This is a genomic window from Azospirillum brasilense, assembly GCF_005222205.1.
GTDB classification, from domain to species: domain Bacteria; phylum Pseudomonadota; class Alphaproteobacteria; order Azospirillales; family Azospirillaceae; genus Azospirillum; species Azospirillum brasilense_G.
On the sequence record NZ_CP032345.1, the window covers coordinates 2,547,636 to 2,568,859 of the forward strand.

The window sequence follows — 21,224 nt, forward strand, 5'->3', positions numbered from 1 at the left end:
ATAGACCAAAGCGGTGGGACGGGGGAAGCATTACGAGTCGGCACTTACTCGGGCAAAGGGAGGGACTGGGCGGTCAGGGCGGCGGTCTGGCGGGCGTGCAGGACGTCCACGTCGAAGCCCTGGATCATCTCCTGGAACAGCCGGTACCAGTTCACCTCGGCCTGGAGATGCAGGAAGACGGAGCCAAGGCCGATCGCCGCGCGGTCCATGAAGACAAACTCCCGCGGCACCTCCACCCCGCCGACGCGGCGCAGCTCGGCGTGAACCTTGGCGGCGGTCTCGCGGCCGTAATGGCCGGAGTTGGTCTCCTCGATGCGGCGGCTGCGGTCGTCCATGATCGGGGCGTAGACGAAGCGCGCCCAGATGTTCAGCACGTCCACCAGCTCCTTGGTCGGGTTGCCGAAGCCCCAGGTGCGGTAGGCCTCCACCGCCTTCTCCTGGTTGCCGGTCTGCAGCGCGTCGTAGAGGTCGATCACCCCCTTCACGAAGCGGGCCGGGAAGACGCGGATGCAGCCGAAATCCAGCAGGTTGATGGAGCGGTCGGGCCGCACCGTGTAGTTCCCCAGATGCGGGTCGCCATGGATGATGCCGTAGCCGTAGAAGGGCACGTACCAAGCCCGGAACATGTTCATCGCCAGCGCGTCGCGGGCGTCCGGATGGTCCTTCACGAAGTCCAGGATCTTGCGCCCCTCCACCCATTCCAGGGTCAGCAGGCGGCGGGTGGACAGGTCGGGCACCACCGTCGGCACATGGACGCCGGAGGTGTCGGCCAGCATGGCGCGGTAGAGGCGGGCGTGCTTGGCCTCGCGCTCGTAATCCAGCTCCTCGCGCAGCCGGGCGCCGATCTCGGCTTGGATCTGCTTGGTGGAGATGGCGCTGTCGGTGCGCTCGAAGATGGCGAAGATCAGGCCGAGCTGGCGCAGGTCGGCCTCCACGGCGGACGCCATGTCCGGGTACTGGAGCTTGCAGGCGAGGGTCTGCCCGTCCAGCCCGACGGCGCGGTGCACCTGCCCCAGCGAGGCGGCGGCGGCGGCGGTCTGTTCGAAGTGCCGGAAGCGCTTGTGCCAGGCGGGGCCAAGCTCGCTGGCCATGCGGCGTTTGACGAAGGGCCAGCCCATCGACGGCGCGTCGGCCTGGAGTTGGGACAGCTCCTGCACATACTCGCGGGGCAGGGCGTCGGGGATGGTGGACAGCAGTTGCGCCACCTTCATCAACGGTCCCTTCAGCCCGCCCAGCGCGGCGCGCAGTTCGGCGGCGTGGCGATCCCGCTCCAGGGGGATGCCCAGCACCCGTTCTCCGGCGAAACGGGCCGCAAGGCCCCCCACGGCGGTCCCGACCCGCGCATACCGCGCGATCCGGCCGCCAAGCCTGTTCTCATCCGTGTTCGGCATGCCGAATAGGTGGGTGCGGCGGGGCCGAAAGGCGAGTCCCAGGCCGGACGAAACCGGAACGCACCGGCGCCGTCACCCGCCCGGCGCGATGTTCTGGTTCACGCAGAACAGGTTGGTCGGGTCGTATTTTGCCTTCAGCGCCCGCAGGCGCTCATAGTTCGGCCCATAGGCGGCCTGGACGCGCTGCTCGTCGTCGGTGACGAAGTTCACGTAGACACCGCCGGTGGCGTAGCGGGCGGTTTGGTCAGAAACGCCGCGCGCCCATTGGATGCAGGCGCTGTCCTCCGGCGGGGTGTTCCAGCGCGCGTGGACGTTCATGACGAACAGGGCGTCGCGGTGCGGGTAGGCGGTGGCGTCCGCCGGCACGCGATTGGCCGCGGCGCCGAGCAGGCCGACGAAGATCTCGCATTGGTCGGAGGGCAGTCTCCCGGCCTCCTCGACCAGCAGATCGATCAGCCCGTCCTCCAGCCCGGTGAAGTTCTGCGATTTCCAGTAGTTCCGCGCGCCCGGCACCAGAAGCGGGTCGAAGGCCGCCTGCCACGCCGCGTAGGGCATGAGGCCGACATGCTCCCCGACGGGCGTGCCCAACGACAGCACCGGTTCCAGCGCCTTGCGGGCCGCCGCCTCGTCGTCGCTGGCGCAGATGACGGGCATGACCACCACCTCCTTGCCATGCACGTCGGGCGGCAGGAAGGGCAGGGGCGGCGCCTTGCGCAGCACCATCCAGGCGGTGGCCTCGTCCGGCAGGGCCGCCGTGGCGTCGCGGTAGCGGCGCATCAGCTCGCCGGCCCCCGCGAAGGGGTGGACGACCAGCCCGGCAAAGACCATCGGCCCCACGGGATGCAGGCGGAAGGTGAAGGAGGTGACGATGCCGAAATTGCCGCCGCCGCCGCGGATGGCCCAGAAGAGGTCGGCGTTCTCGTCGGCGCTGGCGCGCAGGAACTTACCTTCGGCGGTGACCACGTCGGCGCCCAGCAGATTGTCCACCGTCAGCCCGTACTTTCGGGTCAGCCAGCCGAACCCGCCGCCCAAAGTCAGTCCGGCGATGCCGGTGGTGGAGTTGATGCCGACCGGCACGGCCAGCCCGAAGGCCTGCGTCTCCCGGTCGAGATCGCCCAGCGTGGCGCCGGGGGCCACCCGCGCGGTCCGGCTGACCGGGTCGACATGGACGAAGCGCAGGGCGCCGAGGTCGATCAGCAGGCCGCCGTCGCACAGGGAGTTGCCGGCGATGTTGTGACCGCCGCCGCGCACCGAGACCAGCAGCCCGTTCTCCCGCGCGAAGCGCACCGCCTGCATGACGTCGGCGGCGCCGGCGCAGCGGGCGATCAGGCCGGGCCGGCGGTCGATCATGGCGTTCCAGATCGTCCGGGCCTCGTCATAGCCCGGCGACTGCGGGGTCAGCAGCGGGCCGCGCAGACGGGCGGCAAGATCGTTGACGGCGTCCTCGGAAAGGGTCGCGTCCCGCCGGTCGGCGGTGCGAAGCGTGAAATCGCCCATCAAGCACCTCCCACGTCAAAGCAGCAATTTTCGCGAATATCCGGAGCGGATTGGCGCAACAAGGGTAAAGTTATGCCCCTGTGCAGGCCATCCGGGAAAGGGCTCCCTCCGGTGTTCTTCCGGACGGAGCCACCCCTCAATTCGGTGTTCGCGCGGCTTTGACGGTGGGAGGCGGTGGTTCAGCCGCCCTGGCTGCGGATCCAGGCGGCGGTGGCGCTGTCCATGGTGTTCTTGTGGTTGATGAACCACTCCGGCACGACCTCGGTCAGGTAACCGCGGACCAGGGCCAGATTGCCCGCGGCCATGCGCTTGGTGATGCCTTCCAGCTCCAGACGGACGCGGTTGTGCTCGTGCACGTGGATGGGCGTCGGCGGGAAGCCGTACTGGTGCATCAGCTCCTCCTCGCGGGCCAGATGGTCGCGGAGGTGCTGGGCGAAGGCGGTGAAGTGGGCAGGCAGGTCGGCGTCCGACGCCTTGGCGGCTTCGGCCAGAAGCTCGATGGTCTCCTTGTGGTCGGCGTCGATGATGGCGTTGCCGACTTCCAGGGACGGGCTCCAGGCGGGGATCGAGAGGGTGGGCATGGTGCTCTCCGAAGGGATCGTTGGAGGCACCATACCCATCCACCGATTAGGGATTCTTGACGTCCGTCAAGAAAACCCGGTGGGAAACTCCGGTCAGGGCTGATTTTCCAGCTCGTCAACAAAGCCGCGGATGACGTTCAGCCCCTTTTGCCAGAAGGCCGGATCGCTGGCGTCCAGCCCGAAGGGGGCCAGAAGCTCCTGATGCCTCAGCGTGCCGCCCGCCGACAGCATCGCCAAGTACTTCTCCGCGAAGCCCGTCTCCGACTCCTGATAGACCGCGTAGAGCGAGTTCACGAGGCAGTCGCCGAACGCGTAGGCGTAGACGTAGAAGGGCGAGTGGATGAAGTGCGGGATGTAGGACCAGTAGTTCCGGTAGCCCTCGTCGAAGCGCAGCGCCGGGCCGAGGCTTTCGGTCTGCACCGCCATCCAGATCTCGCCCAGCCGCTCCGCCGTCAGCTCGCCCTCGCGGCGCTCGGTGTGGACGCGGCGCTCGAAGTCGAAGAAGGCGATCTGGCGGACCACCGTGTTCAGCATGTCCTCGACCTTGGAGGCCAGCATGATCTTGCGGCGCTTCGGGTCGGTCTCGCGGTCGAGCAGGGCGCGGAAGGTCAGCATCTCGCCGAACACCGACGCGGTCTCCGCCAGGGTCAGCGGCGTGTCGGACAGCAGGTGCCCCTGGCCGCCGGCCAGGATCTGGTGCACGCCGTGGCCCAACTCATGCGCCAGCGTCATCACGTCGCGCGTCTTGCCCTGGTAGTTGACCAGCAGATAGGGGTGGACGCTCGGCACCGTGGGGTGGGCGAAGGCGCCCGGCGCCTTGCCGGGGCGCACCGGCGCGTCGATCCAGGCGTTGTCGAAGAAGCGCTTGCCGAGCGCGGCCAGATCCGGCGAGAAGCGCCCGTAGGCGCCCAGAACGAGATCGCGCGCCTCGTCCCAGCGGATGCTGCGGTCGGTGTCGTCGGGCAGCGGCGCGTTGCGGTCCCAGTAATCCAGATGGTCCTGCCCGAACCACTTGGCCTTCATCGCGTAGTAGCGGTGGGACAGGGCCGGGTAGGCGTCCTTCACCGCCGCGGCCAGCGCGTCCACCACCTCGTCCTCGACGCGGTTGGACAGGTTGCGGGCCGAGGTGGGCGCCTTGTAGTTGCGCCACTTGTCGTCGATCTCCTTGTCCTTGGCCAGCGTGTTGGTGACCAGCGCGAACAGGCGGATGTTGTCGCCCATCACCCGGCCGATCACCGCCCCGGCCTCCTTGCGGATCTCCTGACGGCGGTCGGACAGGCGGTTCAGCGCCTCGGCGCAGGTCAGCTCCTTCCCGCCGATGGGGAAGCGCAAGCTGGCGATGGTCTCGTCGAACAGGCGGTTCCAGGCGGCGCGCCCGACCACATGCTTCTCGTGGAGCAGGCGTTCGACCTCGTCGGAAAGCTGGTGCTCGCGGAACAGGCGGACGTCGCGCAGCCAGGGGGCGTAGCGGGCGAGGTCCTTCGACGCCTTCAGCTTGGCGTCCAGCACCTTGTCGTCCAGCCGGTTGATCTCCAGCGTGAAGAAGACGAGGTGGGTGGAGATGCCGTTCACCCGCTCCTGCGCCGACTGGTAGAACTTGGCGATGGTCGGGTCGGTCATGTTGCCGTTGTAGACCAGCCCGGCGTAGGACATCACCCGCGACAGCACCTCGTCGATGTGCTCGTACTCGCGGATGGCGGCGGCGAAGGCGTTGCCGTCCAGCCCGGCCAGCTTGGTCGCGTAGGTCTCGTAGAAGTCCTTGGACGCGCGCTCCATCCGCTCCAGGTCGGCCTTCAGCTCCGGCGAGTCCATGCCCGGATAGAGGTCGGTCAGGTCCCAGGAGGGCAGGGCGCCGAGGTCCGGGCCGTCCCCCGTGGCGGCCAGGGCGGTGTCGGGCATGGTGGTCTGAGGAGCGCCAAGGAAATTGCCAATCGGGTGCCGGGTGGCGCTGCGGGTCATCTGTCCCTCCGTTCTGTGCCTGGAACGGGATATAAGCGCCGTGCGGGTTCGGGGGAAGGCTGCGTTGCGGCGCCCGCTCAGGGGCCGTGGCTTTCCTGCGCGCGGCGGATCGCCGCCTCCACGCATTGCAGGTGCAGCTTCTTGCGGGCGAGCTGGCGGGTGCGCCGCTCCTCCAGGTCGGTGGCGGGCATCGCCTCGATGGCGCAGCCGCGCCAGCCGTTGGCATCCAGCGCGCGGGCGACCTCCGCATAGCCGAAGTAGCCCTTGTCCGGCTGCTCCCACGGCGCGCGGAAATCGGCGCGGCGCAGGACGAAGCGGTTGGACTGGCTGGACCCGCCGAGACTGGTCAACCGAGCCACGATCAGCCGCTCGCCGTTCGGGTGGACGACGGTCAGGATCGGGCGGATGCCGAAGACGGGCGGGTCAATGGTCATGGGCACATGCATAGCGTTCCGGTCCCCAATAGGCCAGAGACAAGGCCGCCGCAAAGGGAGTCGGAGGACGTGCAGGAGGTCCCTGCCTGCGAAAAATGAACGCAGTCATACGCAAGTATGTCGTGGGTGGTTCTGTATAAAAATTAGCGGTTCACAAGTGATTGTTGCGCGCTCTCTATAGGATCGGTGAGATGATTTGCTTTGGCGTGAATCGGATCTCCGGACGATTGAAGGAGAAGGCGGCGATGACATTGTTGGTGCGCTTACGAAAGCCGGTTCTCGCGGCGTTCTTTCTTCTGTCATGGCTTCTCCCCGTCGCCGCGGCGCCGGCTCAACCGGCCCCTGTCGAACTTCCGGCCGGCAGCTACGACGCGCAGGGCACCGCCCTGTCGGCCCTGGTCTATGTGCCGGACAGCGCGCGGGCGCGCGGCAAGGTGCCCCTGCTGGTCCTGCTGCACGGCTGCGAGCAGGACGCCCGCACCTTCTTCGAGGATTCGGGCTGGAAGGACATGGCCGACGCCCATGGCTTCGTCGCCCTATTGCCGGCGCAGAAGCACAATCTGTTCTCCATGGTGGGGACGGGAGGCTTCGGGCGCTACGGCAACCCGCTTGGCTGCTTCAACTTCGCCGACCGGCTGAACAGCCCGCTGAAGGGCTTCGTGCCGAGCGAGGCGGCGGCCATCGCCTCGATGGTCGGCGCGGTCGTCTCCGGCAAGGGACTGGGCGCCAACGGCCCGACGGTGGACGCGGAACAGGTGTCGGTCACCGGCCTGTCGGCGGGGGCCGGCATGGCGGCGGTCCTGCTGGCCGATTATTCGCAGCTTTTCGCCGGTGGGGCGCTGTTCGCGGGCGTGCCGGTGATGTGCGCGCAGAGCATGCAGTCGGCCGCGTCGCTCTGCGGCATCTCCGTGTCGCGCGGCTGCGCCGAGGTGAAGGCGCGCTCCGGCGGCTACGACAGCCGCGAATGGACGAAGGCGGTCCAGCGCGCCCGGCACCCCGCCGGGCGTCCGCGCGTGCTGATCGTCCAGGGGACGGCGGACTGCACCGTGGATCCGCAGAACGCCCTGTACCTGACCAACCAGTGGACGGCCTTCCACGGCCTGAAGGCGGATGCCCCCGTGGTCATCGGTCAGGAGCCGTCCTGGCCGGAGCGCGCCGTGCGGCAGGGCTTCGCCCCGGCGGGCGCCAACGCCCTGTGGGTGGAGACGGTGCTTCTGAAGGACGTCGGCCACGTCATGCCCATCGACACCGGCAACCCGCAGCGCCCCTGCGGGCGGGTGCGGGTGTCGGAGACGAAGACCTACATCGAGGATGTCGGCTTCTGCGGCGCGGCGCTGGCCGCCGGCTTCCTGCAACTGGAACAGTAACACCCGCCGGAAGGGCGGTGGGCGGGTCCGGCACTCACGAAAGTGGTGCGACAGCCCGCCGCACCTTCCGGAATGCCGTTTGCCAAACGATGCAGATTTGACGCAGATTGGGGCCGCTGCGTGAACGTTCATTGCGCGGCTGCGGAGAAACGCGAACCAAACAAAATATAAGGGACGCCCCCATGAGCCAAAGCTCGGCCGATCGCTACAACCAGATCCATGCCCGTTCCCTGTCCGATCCCGACGGATTCTGGGGCGAGGCGGCGGAAGACATCACCTGGATCAAGCGCTGGGACAAGGTGCTGGACGACAGCAACGCGCCCTTCTACCGCTGGTTCACCGGCGGCGTCCTGAACACCTGCTACAACGCCGTCGATCGCCATGTGGAGGCCGGACGCGGCGCCCAGGCGGCGATCATCTACGACAGCCCGGTCACCAAGACCGTGCAGACCATCACCTACGCCGAACTCCAGGATCAGGTCGCCCGCTTCGCCGGCGCGCTGCGCGCCCAGGGCGTGGAGAAGGGCGACCGCGTCATCCTGTACATGCCGATGATCCCGCAGTCGCTGGTCGCCATGCTGGCCTGCGCGCGTCTCGGTGCGGTGCATTCGGTGGTGTTCGGCGGCTTCGCCCCGCACGAGCTGGCGACCCGCATCAACGACTCCCGGCCGAAGGCCATCGTCTCGGCCTCCTGCGGCATCGAGCCGAACCGCGTCGTCAAGTACAAGCCGATGCTCGACGCCGCCATCGAGCAGGCGGAGCACAAGCCGTCGAGCGTGATCGTCTTCCAGCGCCCGCAGGAGACCGCCACCCTGGTCGAGGGCCGCGACGTGGACTGGGCGGAGGCCGTCGCCAAGGCCGAGCCGGCGGAGTGCGTGCCGGTGGCCGCGACCGACCCGCTCTACATCCTCTACACCTCGGGCACCACGGGCCAGCCGAAGGGCGTCATCCGCGACAACGGCGGCCACGCCGTGGCGCTGAAATGGACGATGAAGAACATCTACAACGTCCAGCCGGGCGAGGTGTATTGGGCGGCGTCGGACGTGGGCTGGGTGGTCGGCCACTCCTACATCGTCTACGGTCCGCTGCTGCACGGCTGCACCACCGTGGTGTTCGAGGGCAAGCCTGTGGGCACGCCGGACGCCGGCACCTTCTGGCGGGTGATCGAGCAGCACAAGATCGGCACGCTGTTCACCGCCCCGACCGCCTTCCGCGCCATCAAGCGCGAGGACCCCAACGCCGAACTGCTGAAGAAGTACGACCTGTCGCACTTCCGCGCCCTGTTCCTGGCCGGCGAGCGGTCGGACCCCGACACGCTGCATTGGGCCGAGGACAATCTGAACGTTCCGGTCATCGACCATTGGTGGCAGACCGAGACCGGCTGGGCGATCTCCGGCAACCCGCTGGGCGTGCATCTCTTCCCGATCAAGTACGGCTCGGCCACCCGCCCGATGCCGGGCTGGGACGTGCAGATCCTGAACGCCGAGAACAAGGAAGTCCCGCGCGGCGACATCGGCGCCATCTGCGTGAAGCTGCCGCTGCCTCCGGGCACGCTGCCGACGCTGTGGAACGCCGACGACCGCTACAGGAAGTCGTACCTGTCCGATTACCCCGGCTATTACCAGACCGGTGACGCGGGCTTCATCGACGACGACGGCTACGTCTACATCATGGCCCGCACCGACGACATCATCAACGTCGCCGGCCACCGCCTGTCCACCGGCGGCATGGAAGAGGTTCTGGCCAGCCACAAGGACGTGGCGGAATGCGCGGTGATCGGCGTCGCCGACGACCTGAAGGGGCAGGTGCCGCTGGGCTTCCTCTGCCTGAAGGCCGGCGTGACCCGCCCGCACGAGGAGATCGTCAAGGAGGTGGTCCAGCTGGTGCGCGAGCAGATCGGCCCGGTCGCCGACTTCAAGCGCGCCGTGGTGGTGGAGCGCCTGCCGAAGACCCGCTCCGGCAAGATCCTGCGCGGCACCATGCAGAAGATCGCCGACAACCAGGACTACAAGACCCCGGCGACCATCGACGATCCGGGCATCCTGCCGGAGATCGCCGAGGCGCTGCAGTCGCTGGGCTACGCCAAAGCGCACCAGGCCGGCTGACCGCCTCCACGGGCACGGCGCTCCAAGCCCCTTCCCCGGCACCGTCCGGGGGAGGGGTTTTCTTTTTCGGCTAAGCCTTGTCCAGCGCAGCCAGGGAGTCGTCCAGCTCGTCCAGCCGGGCCTGTTCGGCCTCCAGCTCGGCCAGGGCGCGGCGGGCGTTGGCGATGTCGAGGTCGAGCTGGTCGCGCCGTCGCCGGATCAGTTCCTCCAGAGGGGTCAGCTCCTCCACGGCCAGCGCCTGGGCGATGGCCGCGTTGCTGCCGCCGCCCAGCGCCAGCCGCAGCATGCGCGTGGTCGGGCGGATGCCCTGGGCCTCCAGATGGCGGGCGGTGACCAGGATTTCGATGGTGTCGTGATGGCGTGCCATGGCCCCGCCCTTATGACGCAGTGCCGGCAATCTTGCCAAGCCACGGGCCGGATTCGCTGACTCATCCGCGCGCAGCGGCAATTTGCCACAATCCTTCGCGGAAACATTCTTTCCCGCACCAGGGAATGGATCACACTTGCGATAAAACTATTTATCTAGTAGATTTATATGAATAATAACACAAGCCATGCCGTGCAATCTGGCGTGCAGTCTCTCGCTTCACCGATCCGTTTCCGCACCGCTGACGAACCAGGAGACACGATGAACACGCCACTGCCTTCCAAGCGCCATTTCGCCAAGCGCCATCTTGCCGCCGCCTTCGGTGCCCTGCTGGTGACGACGATGTCCGGATTTGCCCTGGCCGCCGCCCCGGAGGGGCCGCTGGTCACCACCGACTGGCTGGAAAAGAACCTCGGCGACCCGAAGGTGAAGGTCATCGAGGTCAGCGTGAACCCCGGCGTCTACGAACGTGGCCACATCCCCGGAAGCGTGAATTTCTCCTGGCACACCGACTTGAACGACACCGTCCGCCGCGACATCGTGGGCAAGGAGCAGTTCCAGGCCCTGTTGTCGAAGGCCGGGGTGGAGAAGGACAGCACGGTCGTCCTTTACGGCGACACCAACAACTGGTTCGCCGCCTGGGGCGCCTGGGTGTTCGACATTTACGGCGTGGACAATGTGAAGCTGCTGGACGGTGGCCGCAAGAAGTGGGAGGCGGAGAACCGCACCCTGTCCACCAAGCCGGCGGAGGTGAAGCCCAGCAACTACACCGTCTCCAAGGTCAACACCGACCTGCGCGCCCGCCTGGGCGACGTGGTGGCGGTGGCCGACGGCAAGAGCGACGCCAAGCTGGTGGACATCCGCTCACCCGACGAATACCAGGGCAAGGTCTTCGCCCCGCAGGGCATCCAGGAGCTGTCGATCCGCGCCGGCCATGTGCCGGGCGCAGTGAACGTCCCCTGGGGCAAGGCGGTGAACGAAGCCGACGGCACCTTCAAGCCGGTGGCGGAGCTGAAGGCGCTCTACGCCTCCGTCGGCATCGACGGCTCCAAGCCGGTCATCACCTATTGCCGCATCGGCGAGCGGTCGAGCCACACTTGGTTCGCTCTGTCCAAATTGCTGGGCTATTCCGTGAAGAACTACGACGGGTCCTGGACCGAGTACGGCAACGCCGTGGGGGTTCCGGTGAACAACCCGGCCGGTACGGTCTGGGCGGCCAAGTGACGGGGGGCTATGGATGGATGGCCAACTGACGCCCGTCGCATGACGACCCGGACCCGCAACGGGGAGCCCGCCTTGCGGGCTTCCCCGACGCCCCGCGCGGCCCCCGCACCAGCATCCGGCGCCACGGCGCTGGCCGGGCGGGTGCTGCTTCCCTTGTTGCTGACCGGCGCGGTCGTCGCGACGGCCTATACGCTGTCCGCGCAGCCTGGCGGCGGCCCGTCCCTGGCCTTCGCGCTGACGCTCGGCGCGGTGTTCGGCGCGTTGCTGCAACGGACGCGCTTCTGCTTCCTCTGCCACGCCCGCGACTTCATCGACCGCCGCGATCCGCGCGGCCTGCTGGCGATCCTGCTCGCCCTGGCGGTGGGAACGGTCGGCTATCACGTCGTCTTCGGGGCCTGGGTGCCGAACCCGGTCGCCCCGCGCCTGCCGCCCGACGCCCACATCGGTCCGGTGAGCTGGGTGCTGGCGCTGGCCGGACTGGCCTTTGGGCTGGGCATGGCGGTGTCGGGATCCTGCATCAGCGCCCATCTCTACCGTCTGGGCGAGGGCTCGCCGGTGTCGCCCTTTGCCCTGGCCGGGGCGGCGGGCGGCTTCCTGCTCGGCTTCCTCACCTGGAACGACCTCTACCTGTCCACGATCATCACCGCCCCGGTGGTCTGGCTGCCCCATCATCTGGGCTATGGCGGGTCGCTGGCGGTGCAGCTTCTGGCGCTCGGCGGCCTGGCGGCCCTGCTCTGGCGCTTCCGCGCGGCCACCGCCTCCGAAGCGCCGGCCCGCAAGCCTCCGCAAACCCTGCCGGACCTGCTGCGCTCCTGGTTCGACGGGCGCTGGCCCTATTGGATCGGCGGGCTGGGCGTCGGGCTGATCGGCTTCCTGGTGATTTTGCGGCTCAAGCCGCTGGGCGTCACCTCCGCCATCGGCAGCGCCGCCCGCCGGTTGGGCAGCGAGGCCGGGCTCGTTCCCCTGCGGCTGGAGGGGCTGGACGGCTTCGCCGGCTGCGCCACCGTGCCGGGCGACGGCTGGCTGACCCCGAACGGGCTGCTGGTCGCTGGTCTGGTCGCCGGGGGCTTCGCCGCGTCGCTGGCCGCCGGCCAGTTCACCCCGCGCCGCCCGACGTTGAGGGATGCGGCCCGCGGCCTCGGCGGCGGGCTTCTGCTCGGCTGGGGCAGCATGACCGGGCTCGGCTGCACGGTCGGCACGCTGCTGTCCGGCACCATGGCCGGCGCCCTGTCGGGCTGGGTGTTCGGCCTGACCGTCCTGGCCGGCGTGTGGGCCGGCTTGGCCCTGCCGCGGCGCTTTGTCCGCCCCTGACCACAACCCCCCGCCACCTTTCTGCCGAATTTTTGCTGCACGGGCATCAAAGTCTGGAATAAACGATGAGCGGGGGGCGTTCATCCTGGCGTACCGGGTCCTTGCATGGGGCTCGGCCCTGGGAGGGCGCGCCACCCGTTCCTACCTGAAGGAGTGCCATGATCCGCCACCCGGCGGTCCGTGGAGCCTTTGAGGCAACAATCGGGTGCGCGGTTGAGCACGTTCGGGGTCGAGCTGGAAGTCCACATTGCGTCGCTGCGCCGCTACGCGCGTGCGTTGCTGCGCAACCGTTCGGATGCCGAGGATCTGGTGCAGGAGGCGTTGACGCGGGCGGTGGCGCGCGCCGACACCTTCAAGGCGGGGACGAACCTGCGGGCGTGGCTTTTCACCATCCTGCACAACGTCCATGTCAATCAGGTCCGCTCCAAGGCGTCGCGGCCCGACGAGGTCGATGTGGACAGCGTCGAGTCGAAGCTGGTGACGCCGGCCCGGCAGGAGGAACGTGTGGAGTTGCGCGAGATGATGCGCGCGCTCGACGACCTGCCGGAGGAACAGCGCAAGGTGCTGCTCCTCGTCGCTCTGGAGGGCCTGAAATACGAGGAGGTCGCCGAGACGCTCGGCGTTCCGATCGGGACCGTCATGTCGCGCCTCTCGCGGGCGCGCGAGGCGGTCAGGGCGAAGCTGGCGAACGAGGGCTCGGTGGCCCTCAGGCGGGTGAAGTGATGAACGCGCATTGCGTAACGGACGACGAACTGCACGCCTACGTGGATGGGCAACTGGCTCCGGAACGCCGGCTCTTCGTGGAGCGATGGCTGGCCGACGACCCGGATGCCGCCCGCCGGGCGGAGGATTACCGCGCCCAGGCCGCGCTGCTGCACGAACTCTTCGACCCCGTGCTGCGCGAGCCGGCCAGCGGCCCGGTCGAGGAGTTGACGGGCAAGCTGCGCGGGCGCATGCCCGGCAACGACAACGCCGCCCCCTGGCACGCCCGCTCCTGGGTGCGCATGGCCGCGGCGGTGATGCTGATCATCGGCGGTGCCGGCGGCGGCTGGCTGGGCCGCGGCGCCGTCGACCAGTCGCCGGTCGTCCAGCAGCGCCAGACGCTCCAGACCTTCGCCGAGGAGGCCACCCAGGCCCACCGCTTCTACACCTCCGACGAGCGCTTCCAGGTCGAGCTCGGCGCCGACAACCAGGACGAGCTGAACAGCTGGCTGTCCAAGCGCGTCGGCCGCGACGTCTTCGGCCCGGACCTCGGCAAGGTCGGCCTCCGGCTGATCGGCGGGCGGTCGCTGCCCACCGAGCTGGGGGCCGGCGCCCAGTACATGTACGTGAACGAGGCCAACAAGCGAGTCACCCTGTTCGTCGGCGCCCCGCGCTCCGGCAACCCGGCGAAGTTCGGCTTCTCGCAGAACGGCGACGTGGCGACCATCTACTGGGTGGAAGGCCCTCTGGCCTACGCTCTGGCCGGCCGGATGTCCAAGGAGGACCTGCTGCGCGTCGCCGAGGCCGTCTACAACGACGTCAAGGCCGGCCCGCGCCGCCCCGAGCCGCAGCCCCAGCAGAACCAGCAGCCCCAGCCGCAGCAGGAGCAGCAGCCCCAGCCGCAGCAGGACCAGCCGCCCGCCGGCGTCCAGCCGATCAGCGACACGCACAAGCCGAAGGACAGCTGAGGCCGGGAGGCGGAGATTTTAGCGAGGGGCACCAACCCCTCGCGCGCCCCTCCGAGATGACGGGACTCTTGGCGGCGCTCAAGTTGAGACAACGCCCCGCTTTTCGTTTCCCGGTTTACTCCCACCCCGGTGCCGCTCCACAATGCGCCGGTGGCGGCGTGGAACGTGGGGCATGCGGGGCTGGTACTTCATCGGCGACAGCCATGCGCAATCCTTCGAGATCGCCGCGACGATCCGCCTGCTCGACCGGCCGGCGCGCTGTCTGCTGGTCCCCGGGGCAACCTCGGTCGGGCTGCGCAACCCGGAGAGCCAAACCCACGCGGTCACTCTGTTCAAGGAGGCGCTGCTGCCCGCCCATCCGGACGCCATTCCGGTGATCCAACTCGGCGAGGTCGATTGCGGCTTTGTCATCTGGTGGCGGGCGCAGAAGCACGGCGATTGCGTCGAGCGGCAGTTGGAGCAATCGGTGGCCGCCTGCGCCGCCTTCGTGGACGATCTGCTGGAGGGCGGCTATCCCACGCTGGTGCTGACCGGGGCGGTGCTGCCGACCATCCGGGACGGCGACAGTCGGGGCAAGATCGCGCGCGCCCGGCACGAGGTCACCGCCACGCTGCGCCAGCGCACCGAACTGACCCACCGCTACAACGCGCGCCTGCGCGACGAGGCGGCGGCGCGCGGGCTGCCCTTCGTCGACATCACGCCGCGCATCACCGATCCGGAGAGCGGGCTGGTCGCCGAGGCGTTCCGCAGCCCGAACCCCGCTGACCATCACCTCCACCCCATCCGCGCCGCGGAGGTCTGGGCGGAGGCCCTGAACGCGCTGGACCTGCCGCCATGACCCGACCACCAGCACCGGAGGCCGCGTGACCGACGCGATGGACTTTCTGCGCGCGGGCGCCGCCGCGCTCCAGCGGGGCGACCGGGCGGGGGCGGAGCGCCGGATTGTCCGCGCGCTGGCGCTGGTCCCCGGCCACGGCGAGGGGTGGAACATCCTGGGCGTGCTGGCCGTCTCCGCGGGCGACCCCGCCGGAGGGGAGGCGCGCTTCCGCCGGGCGTCCGCCTGCGCGCCCGACAACCCCAACTATCCGCGCAGTCAGGCGGAATGCCTGAAGCGTCAGGGGCGGGCGGACCAGGCGGCGGCCCTGCTGGCCGGTGCCGTGCGCCGCGGCGTGCTGTCGCCCGATCTGGCCTGCGATCTCGCCGATTTGCGGCTGGGCGCGCGGGATGGCGCGGCGGCGGTGGCGCTCTACCGTCTGGCGCTGGTGCTGTCCCCCGGCCACGCCCGCAGCCAGAACAATCTGGCGGAGGCGCTGGGCAAGGCGGAACGGCCGGAGGCGGCGGCCGACGCTTTCGCGCGGCTGGCGGCGCTGCGCGGCACGGCCGCTGCCTGGGCGGCGGCGGGGGCGGCGTTGCTGGCGGCGTGGCGGCAGGACGAGGCGCGCGTGGCGCTGCGCCGGGCCGCCGCGCTCGACCCGTCCACGGCCGAGCACTGGGCCAACCTGGGCTTCGCCGGGTTGGGACGGCACGCGGTCGCCCTGGCCGAGGTCGCCTTCGACCGCGCCTTGCGCCTGTCGCCGGGGATGGACGCGGCGCGGGCGGGGCGGGGGACGCTGCGGATGCTCACCGGGCGCCTGCGCGCCGGGGCGGCGGATTACGAGGCGCGGCTGAGCCTGCCCACCTTCCAACCGTCGCGGTCCTACCGCCGGCCGGTCTGGGACGGTCGGGTCCAGCCGGGCAAAACGCTGCTGATCCACGCCGACCGCGGCCATGGCGACGCCATCCAGTTCATCCGCTACGCCCGGCCGCTGCGGGCGCAGGGGATGCGCGTGGTCTTCCACGGACCGGAGGGTTTGCTCGATCTCTTCCGCGCGTCGGATCTGCTGGACGATCTGTCCGGGCTCGACGGCCCGCCGCCGGCCCACGACGTCCAGATCCCCATCATGAGCCTGATCCATCGCATGGGCACCGATCTGGACAGCGTGCCCGCCGCCGTTCCCTATCTGCGGGCGCCGGACGGGGCGGCGCGGCGCTGGGCGGACCGGTTGGCCGGCTTGAGCGGGGTGAAGGCCGGGCTGGTCTGGCACGGCTCGGTCGCCTTTCCCTATTACCGCCAGCGCTCACCGGGGTTCGAGGCGGTGCTGCCGCTGATCGGCGTTCCCGGCGTGACGGCGGTTCTGCTCCAGGTCGGCCATGGGCGTCCGGTCCTGGAGCGCCTCCGCCCGCTCGGCCCGGTCCTCGACCTCGGGGCGGAGCTTCGCGATTTCGCGGACACCGCCGCGGCGATCCAGGCGCTGGACATCGTGATCAGCCCCTGCACCGCCGTCGCTCACCTCGCCGGGGCGCTGGGGAAGCCGGTGGCGGTGCTGCTCGACCAGGGGGCGGAGTGGCGCTGGATGTGCGGGCGTGTGGACTCCCCCTGGTATCCGACGGCCCGCCTCTACCGCCAATCCCTGTTCGGCGACTGGACGGAGCCGGTGGAGCGGCTGCGCCGCGATCTGGCGGCGCTGAAAGAACCCTTGCAGGATCGATCATGACGACACTGTGCGTGACCGGCGCCAACGCGCGCTATTTCATCACCACGCTGGCCTTCCTGGAGGGGCTGACGGGACGCTTTCCGCTGGAGCGGGTGCGCGTCTGCGATTTCGGCCTGACCGACGGGCAGCGCGACTACCTGCGCGCCGCCGGCCTGCTGCTCGACCGCCCGAAGATCCTGCCGGCGGACGCGCATCCCTATTTGTGCAAGGGGCACCTGTCGGACTATTGCGCGGGCGAAACGTGGGACAGCCTGCTGTGGCTGGACGCCGACATGATGGCGGGAGCCATCGACCTCGCCGTGACCGAGCGGCTGGCGGATGACCTCCGGCGCTCCGGCAAGGCGCTCGCCACCACCGACACGGTGGACCGCATGACCTTCGGCGGGATGATGGACGAACTGCACAGCGGCGGCCATTACGTCACGCCGGCGGAACGGCTGATGCGGGACCGTGGGATCGACCCGGACTCGCCGTACCTGATGTCGGCGCTGATGCTGTGGGTGTCGCGCGGGTTGCTGGCGGATTGGGCGGTGACCTGCCGCAGCGTGGCGCAGCATGCGCTGTGGGAACAGAATGTGCTGAACGCGCTGGTCCATCCCGATCCCGCCTGCGTGGAGGTGCTCGACGCGCGCTTGTGGCAGGTCTACGACGCGCCTCTGGCCGAGGTGACGATGACGGACCCCGGGAACCGTCATGGCTTCTTCCTCGACGGGCATCCGGTGATGGTCGTCCACGCCACCTCCCGGAAGGGGCATCACCTGGACGCCGACCTCTCATTGAACTTCGGGGAGCATGTGCTGAAGGGCTATCTGCGCACCTTCGCCAATCCGGCCCTTCAGCAGCAGCACCTGCGCCATCTCGCCGCCGCCGTCACCCGCAACCGCGCCGCCCTGGCGGAGATCGGCGTCCTGCAGCCGCGCTGAGGGTGCGGGAGGCAAGCCGCCCCCCGCACCCAGTCCGCTCGGTCACAACCTTTCAGGTCATTCCGCCGCCATCGGCTGCGGGGCGGCGGGCTGGCGGAAGCCGTCGAGCAGGGCGGCTTCCTTCGCCTTGGCCGCTTCGACGTTGCGGGCCTTCACCGGGCCGTAGCCGCGCATCTCCTGCGGCAGGCGGGCGATCTCCACCGCCGTGGCGTGGTTGTCGCGGGTCAGGCCGTGCAGGATCTCGCCCATGATGGCCTCGTAGTCGGCGATCAGACGGCGCTCCATGCGGCGCTCGGCCAGCCAGCCGAACGGGTCGAGCGGGCTGCCGCGCAGGCGCTTGCCTTTGGCGAGCAGGCGCAGGGCCTTCAGCATCCACGGGCCGAAACGCTTCTTCTTCGGCTCGCCGCCGTCCTCGCCGCTCTCGCCCATCACCGGCGGGGCCATGTGGAAGACCAGCTTGTAGTCGCCCTCGAACATCCGCCCGACCTGCTCGACGAAGCCGGTGTCGGTGTAGAGCCGGGCCACCTCATACTCGTCCTTGTAGGCGAGCAGCTTGAAGTAGCCCTTGGCCACGGCCTCGGTCAGGGCGGTGGAGCCGGGGAGCCTCTGCCCCTCGACGCGCCGCGTCCAGTCGACCAGCGCGTGGTAGCGGCTGGCGTAGGCCGCGTCCTGATAGTCGGTCAGGAAGGCCGTGCGGCGGGCGATGGCCTCGTCCAGGCTGGCCGAGGGGCGGCGCTGGTCGAGGATGAACAGGTCGTGGCCATTGGCGTTAGCGGCGGCCTGCTCCTGCGGCGGGTTGGCGGCGGCCTCCACCGTGGCCAGATCGACGGCGGCGCGGCGGCCCCAGTTGAAGGCGTCGGTGTTCATCTTCACCGCCACGCCGTTCAGTTCGATGGCCTTCAGGATGGCTTCGGCGGTGATCGGGATCAGCCCCTTCTGCCACGCGTAGCCCATCAGGAAGGGGTTGGTGGCGATGCTGTCGCCCATCAGCGCGGTCGCCAGCTTGGTCGCGTCGAAGGCGTTGACCGCCCCCTCGCCGCAGGCCTTGCGGATGTCGGCCACCAGATCGCGGACCGGCACCGTGAAGTCCGGCTTCTTCAGAAAGTCCACGGTGATGGTGTCGTGGGTGTTGATGACCGCGCGGGTGTGGCCGTGCGCCATCTTCGACAGGGCGTCGCCCGCCCCGGCGACGATCAGATCGCAGCCGACCACCGCGTCGGCCCCGCCCGCCGCGATGCGGACGGAATGGATGTCCTCCGGGGTGGCGGCGATGCGGATGTGGCTGGTCACGGCACCGCCCTTCTGGGCGAGGCCGGTCATGTCGAGCACGCCGACGCCCTTGCCCTCGATGTGGGCGGCCATGCCGAGCAGGGCGCCGATGGTCACCACGCCGGTGCCGCCGACGCCGGTGACGTAGATGCCCCAGGGCCGGTCGAGCGTGGGCAGGGTGGGGGTGCGCAGGTCCGACGGGTCGGCCCCGGCCTTGGCGGCGGCCGGTTTCGGCTTGCGGAGCTGCCCGCCCTCCACCGTCACGAAGCTGGGGCAGAAGCCCTTGGTGCAGGAATAGTCCTTGTTGCAGCTCGACTGGTCGATCTGGCGCTTGCGCCCGAACTCGGTTTCCAGCGGCACCACCGACACGCAGGAGGACTTCACGGAACAGTCGCCGCAGCCCTCGCAGACCAGCTCGTTGATGATCACGCGCTTGGCCGGATCGACCATCTTGCCGCGCTTGCGGCGGCGCCGCTTCTCGGTGGCGCAGGTCTGGTCGTAGATCAGGACGCTGACGCCGGAAACCTCGCGCATCTCCTTCTGCACGCGGTCCAGGTCGTCGCGGTGCTCGACGCTGGTGTATTGCGGCAGGCCGTCGCCGATGCCGTACTTCTCCGGCTCGTCGGAGACGACGACGATGCGGCCCACGCCCTCGGCGCGGAGCTGGTTGGCAAGCGACTGGACGGTCAGGGTGCCGTCCACCGGCTGGCCGCCGGTCATCGCCACAGCGTCGTTGAACAGGATCTTGTAGGTGATGTTGGCCTTCGCCGCGATGGCCTGCCGGATCGCCAGGATGCCGGAATGGTAGTAGGTGCCGTCGCCGAGGTTGGCGAAGATGTGCTTCTCCTCGGTGAAGGGGGCCTGGCCGACCCAGGGCACGCCCTCGCCGCCCATCTGGGTGAAGGTGTCGGTCTTGCGGTCGAGCCACGTCGCCATGTAGTGGCAGCCGATGCCGCCCAGCGCCCGGCTTCCCTCCGGCACATGGGTGGAGGTGTTGTGCGGGCAGCCGGAGCAGAAGGTCGGCTTGCGGATGACGCGGGCCTGATGGGCCTTCTGCTTCTCCTGGGCGTCGAGGAAGGCGACGCGGCGCTTCAGGTTCTCGTTGTCGACGAAGCGCTCCAGCCGGCGTCCGATGACCACGGCGATCTGGGCGGGCGACAGCTCGCCGGCGGAGGGGAGGATCCACTCGCCATGCTCGTCGAACTTGCCGACCACCTTCGGGCGGACGTCGGGGTGCCAGTTGTAGAGCTGCTCCTTGAGCTGGTTCTCGATGACCGCGCGCTTCTCCTCGACCACGACGATCTCGTCGAGCCCCTCGGCGAAGTGGCGCACGCCGTCGCGCTCCAGCGGCCAGGGCATGCCGACCTTGTAGACGGTCAGGCCCCAGTCGGCGGCCATCTCCTCGGTGATGCCCAGCTCGTCGAAGGCCTGCCGGACGTCCAGATAGCTCTTGCCGGTGGTGACGATGCCGAAGCGCGGGCGCGGCGAGGCCATCATCACCTTGTCCAGCCGGTTGGCACGCGCGAACGCCAGGGCGGCGTACAGCTTGTGCTTCATCAGCCGGTATTCCTGCTCCAGCGGCGGGTCGGGCCAGCGGATGTTCAGGCCGCCCGGGGGCATCGGGAAATCGGCGGGGACGATCGGGCTGACGCGGTGCGGGTCGATGTACACCGACGCCGAGGTGTCCACCGTTTCGGCGATCGTCTTCATGGCGATCCAGCAGCCGGAATAGCGGCTCATCGCCCAGCCGATCAGGCCGTAATCCAGGATCTCCTGCACGCCCGACGGGTTCAGCACCGGGATCATCGCGTGCATGAAGGCGTGTTCGGACTGGTGCGGGAAGGTCGAGGACTTGGCGTTGTGGTCGTCGCCGGTCAGCACCAGCACGCCGCCGTTGCGCGACGTCCCGGCGGCGTTGGCGTGCTTGAACACGTCGCCGGAGCGGTCGACGCCCGGACCCTTGCCGTACCACATGGAGTAGACGCCGTCGTACTTGGCGCCGGGGAACATGCCGACCTGCTGGCTGCCCCAGACCGCGGTGGCGCCCAGCTCCTCGTTCACGCCGGGCTGGAAGCGGATGTGGTTCTTCTCCAGGAACTTGCGCGCGTTCCACAAATTCTGGTCGAAACCGCCCAAGGGCGATCCGCGGTAACCCGAAATGAAACAGGCGGTGTTCAACCCAGCGGCAAGATCGCGCTGGCGCTGCATCATCGGAAGGCGCACCAGCGCCTGGGTTCCCGTCAGGTACACGCGCCCTTGTTCAAGCGCGTACTTGTCGTCCAGGGTCACGGTTGCGAGAGCCATTGTTCCATCCCCTTTGTGGCGCCCTGAAAAGCGCTGTTCGGGGCGCGTTCGCCGCGCCGCTTCTTGTGTTTGTTCGACCAGCAAAAAGGTAACGAAGGCTGTCTTATTCGGCAACCAGCGCCGGGCCTCCTCCTGCAAAAAGCAAGGAACGGTCCGGCACTCGCAGCGCTGTGAAACGGACGGGCGGGAATCGCCCTTCGGCGGGACATTCCCGCTCGCGTTCCAATGCGTTTGATCGTTGCCCCCACCCCGGCCCTCCCCCGCTCCCGCAGGGGAGGGTGCCTTCTG

At 69.1% G+C, this 21,224-nt stretch carries 15 protein-coding genes and 1 pseudogene; 9 read left to right on the forward strand and 7 right to left on the reverse strand.

Going from position 1 to position 21,224, the window contains the following annotated elements; genetic code table 11:
• Positions 1-44: 44 nt before the first annotated feature.
• The 5 genes from D3869_RS12150 to D3869_RS12170 all read right to left on the reverse strand — a co-directional run bounded on the left by D3869_RS12150 (position 45) and on the right by D3869_RS12170 (position 5,862).
• A complete protein-coding gene (locus D3869_RS12150; RefSeq protein ID WP_137140249.1) occupies positions 45-1,391 on the reverse strand; it encodes an ABC1 kinase family protein in 1,347 nt (448 codons plus the stop codon).
• A gap of 72 nt (positions 1,392-1,463) precedes the next feature.
• Positions 1,464-2,888 carry an FAD-binding oxidoreductase gene (locus D3869_RS12155; RefSeq protein ID WP_137140250.1) on the reverse strand — a complete coding sequence of 475 codons (1,425 nt, stop codon included), beginning with the start codon at positions 2,886-2,888 and terminating at the stop codon, positions 1,464-1,466.
• A gap of 179 nt (positions 2,889-3,067) precedes the next feature.
• A complete protein-coding gene (locus D3869_RS12160; protein ID WP_175426450.1) occupies positions 3,068-3,469 on the reverse strand; it encodes a bacteriohemerythrin in 402 nt (133 codons plus the stop codon).
• Between the two features lie 93 nt (positions 3,470-3,562).
• Positions 3,563-5,368, reverse strand: a complete 1,806-nt coding sequence (locus D3869_RS12165) for a M3 family oligoendopeptidase (protein ID WP_137140637.1) — start codon at positions 5,366-5,368, stop codon at positions 3,563-3,565.
• Between the two features lie 137 nt (positions 5,369-5,505).
• Complete coding sequence (locus D3869_RS12170; protein ID WP_137140252.1) at positions 5,506-5,862, reverse strand: hypothetical protein; 357 nt, start codon at positions 5,860-5,862, stop codon at positions 5,506-5,508.
• Between the two features lie 257 nt (positions 5,863-6,119).
• On the opposite strand from D3869_RS12170, the gene D3869_RS12175 reads away from it, so the two are divergent.
• Positions 6,120-7,229: an extracellular catalytic domain type 1 short-chain-length polyhydroxyalkanoate depolymerase gene (locus D3869_RS12175; protein ID WP_175426451.1), complete on the forward strand. Its 1,110-nt coding sequence runs from the start codon at positions 6,120-6,122 to the stop codon at positions 7,227-7,229.
• 182 nt (positions 7,230-7,411) lie between these two features.
• Positions 7,412-9,334, forward strand: coding sequence for a propionyl-CoA synthetase (locus D3869_RS12180; protein ID WP_137140254.1), 1,923 nt, complete (start codon positions 7,412-7,414; stop codon positions 9,332-9,334).
• A gap of 70 nt (positions 9,335-9,404) precedes the next feature.
• Here D3869_RS12180 and D3869_RS12185 read toward each other — a convergent pair whose 3' ends face one another.
• Positions 9,405-9,701, reverse strand: a complete 297-nt coding sequence (locus tag D3869_RS12185) for a DNA-binding protein (protein WP_137140255.1) — start codon at positions 9,699-9,701, stop codon at positions 9,405-9,407.
• A 261-nt stretch (positions 9,702-9,962) separates the two neighbouring features.
• Between D3869_RS12185 and D3869_RS12190 the strand changes: the two genes are divergently transcribed.
• From D3869_RS12190 to D3869_RS33080, 7 genes are all read left to right on the forward strand, one after another.
• Entirely contained in the window at positions 9,963-10,925 is a 963-nt protein-coding gene (locus tag D3869_RS12190; protein WP_137140256.1) for a sulfurtransferase, read from the forward strand.
• A gap of 39 nt (positions 10,926-10,964) precedes the next feature.
• Positions 10,965-12,236 (forward strand): YeeE/YedE family protein, encoded by a 1,272-nt coding sequence (locus D3869_RS12195; protein ID WP_137140257.1) that lies wholly within the window; start codon positions 10,965-10,967, stop codon positions 12,234-12,236.
• A gap of 213 nt (positions 12,237-12,449) precedes the next feature.
• Positions 12,450-12,959 (forward strand): sigma-70 family RNA polymerase sigma factor, encoded by a 510-nt coding sequence (locus D3869_RS12200; protein ID WP_014239953.1) that lies wholly within the window; start codon positions 12,450-12,452, stop codon positions 12,957-12,959.
• Positions 12,959-13,906: an anti-sigma factor family protein gene (locus D3869_RS12205; RefSeq protein WP_137140258.1), complete on the forward strand. Its 948-nt coding sequence runs from the start codon at positions 12,959-12,961 to the stop codon at positions 13,904-13,906. The genes D3869_RS12200 and D3869_RS12205 overlap by 1 nt, the downstream gene beginning before the upstream one ends.
• Positions 13,907-14,078: 172 nt before the next feature.
• Positions 14,079-14,744, forward strand: coding sequence for an SGNH/GDSL hydrolase family protein (locus D3869_RS12210; RefSeq protein ID WP_137102668.1), 666 nt, complete (start codon positions 14,079-14,081; stop codon positions 14,742-14,744).
• Positions 14,745-14,769: 25 nt separating this feature from the next.
• Positions 14,770-16,440, forward strand: a complete 1,671-nt coding sequence (locus D3869_RS12215; protein ID WP_137140259.1) for a tetratricopeptide repeat protein — start codon at positions 14,770-14,772, stop codon at positions 16,438-16,440.
• Complete coding sequence (locus D3869_RS33080) at positions 16,437-17,363, forward strand: hypothetical protein (protein ID WP_175426452.1); 927 nt, start codon at positions 16,437-16,439, stop codon at positions 17,361-17,363. The genes D3869_RS12215 and D3869_RS33080 overlap by 4 nt, the downstream gene beginning before the upstream one ends.
• A gap of 57 nt (positions 17,364-17,420) precedes the next feature.
• Here the strand turns inward: D3869_RS33080 and D3869_RS12220 are convergent.
• Positions 17,421-20,939, reverse strand: a pseudogene (locus D3869_RS12220) (indolepyruvate ferredoxin oxidoreductase family protein); the annotation flags it as partial.
• Positions 20,940-21,224: the final 285 nt, after the last annotated feature.

Bases quoted from the DNA above. Each gene is read 5' to 3' on its own strand.
- D3869_RS12150 (WP_137140249.1), bottom strand. From the start codon at position 1,391: ATGCCGAACACGGATGAGAACAGGCTTGGCGGCCGGATCGCGCGGTAT.
- D3869_RS12155 (WP_137140250.1), bottom strand. From the start codon at position 2,888: ATGGGCGATTTCACGCTTCGCACCGCCGACCGGCGGGACGCGACCCTT.
- D3869_RS12160 (WP_175426450.1), bottom strand. From the start codon at position 3,469: ATGCCCACCCTCTCGATCCCCGCCTGGAGCCCGTCCCTGGAAGTCGGC.
- D3869_RS12165 (WP_137140637.1), bottom strand. From the start codon at position 5,368: ATGCCCGACACCGCCCTGGCCGCCACGGGGGACGGCCCGGACCTCGGC.
- D3869_RS12170 (WP_137140252.1), bottom strand. From the start codon at position 5,862: ATGACCATTGACCCGCCCGTCTTCGGCATCCGCCCGATCCTGACCGTC.
- D3869_RS12180 (WP_137140254.1), top strand. From the start codon at position 7,412: ATGAGCCAAAGCTCGGCCGATCGCTACAACCAGATCCATGCCCGTTCC.
- D3869_RS12185 (WP_137140255.1), bottom strand. From the start codon at position 9,701: ATGGCACGCCATCACGACACCATCGAAATCCTGGTCACCGCCCGCCAT.
- D3869_RS12190 (WP_137140256.1), top strand. From the start codon at position 9,963: ATGAACACGCCACTGCCTTCCAAGCGCCATTTCGCCAAGCGCCATCTT.
- D3869_RS12195 (WP_137140257.1), top strand. From the start codon at position 10,965: ATGACGACCCGGACCCGCAACGGGGAGCCCGCCTTGCGGGCTTCCCCG.
- D3869_RS12205 (WP_137140258.1), top strand. From the start codon at position 12,959: ATGAACGCGCATTGCGTAACGGACGACGAACTGCACGCCTACGTGGAT.
- D3869_RS12210 (WP_137102668.1), top strand. From the start codon at position 14,079: ATGCGGGGCTGGTACTTCATCGGCGACAGCCATGCGCAATCCTTCGAG.
- D3869_RS33080 (WP_175426452.1), top strand. From the start codon at position 16,437: ATGACGACACTGTGCGTGACCGGCGCCAACGCGCGCTATTTCATCACC.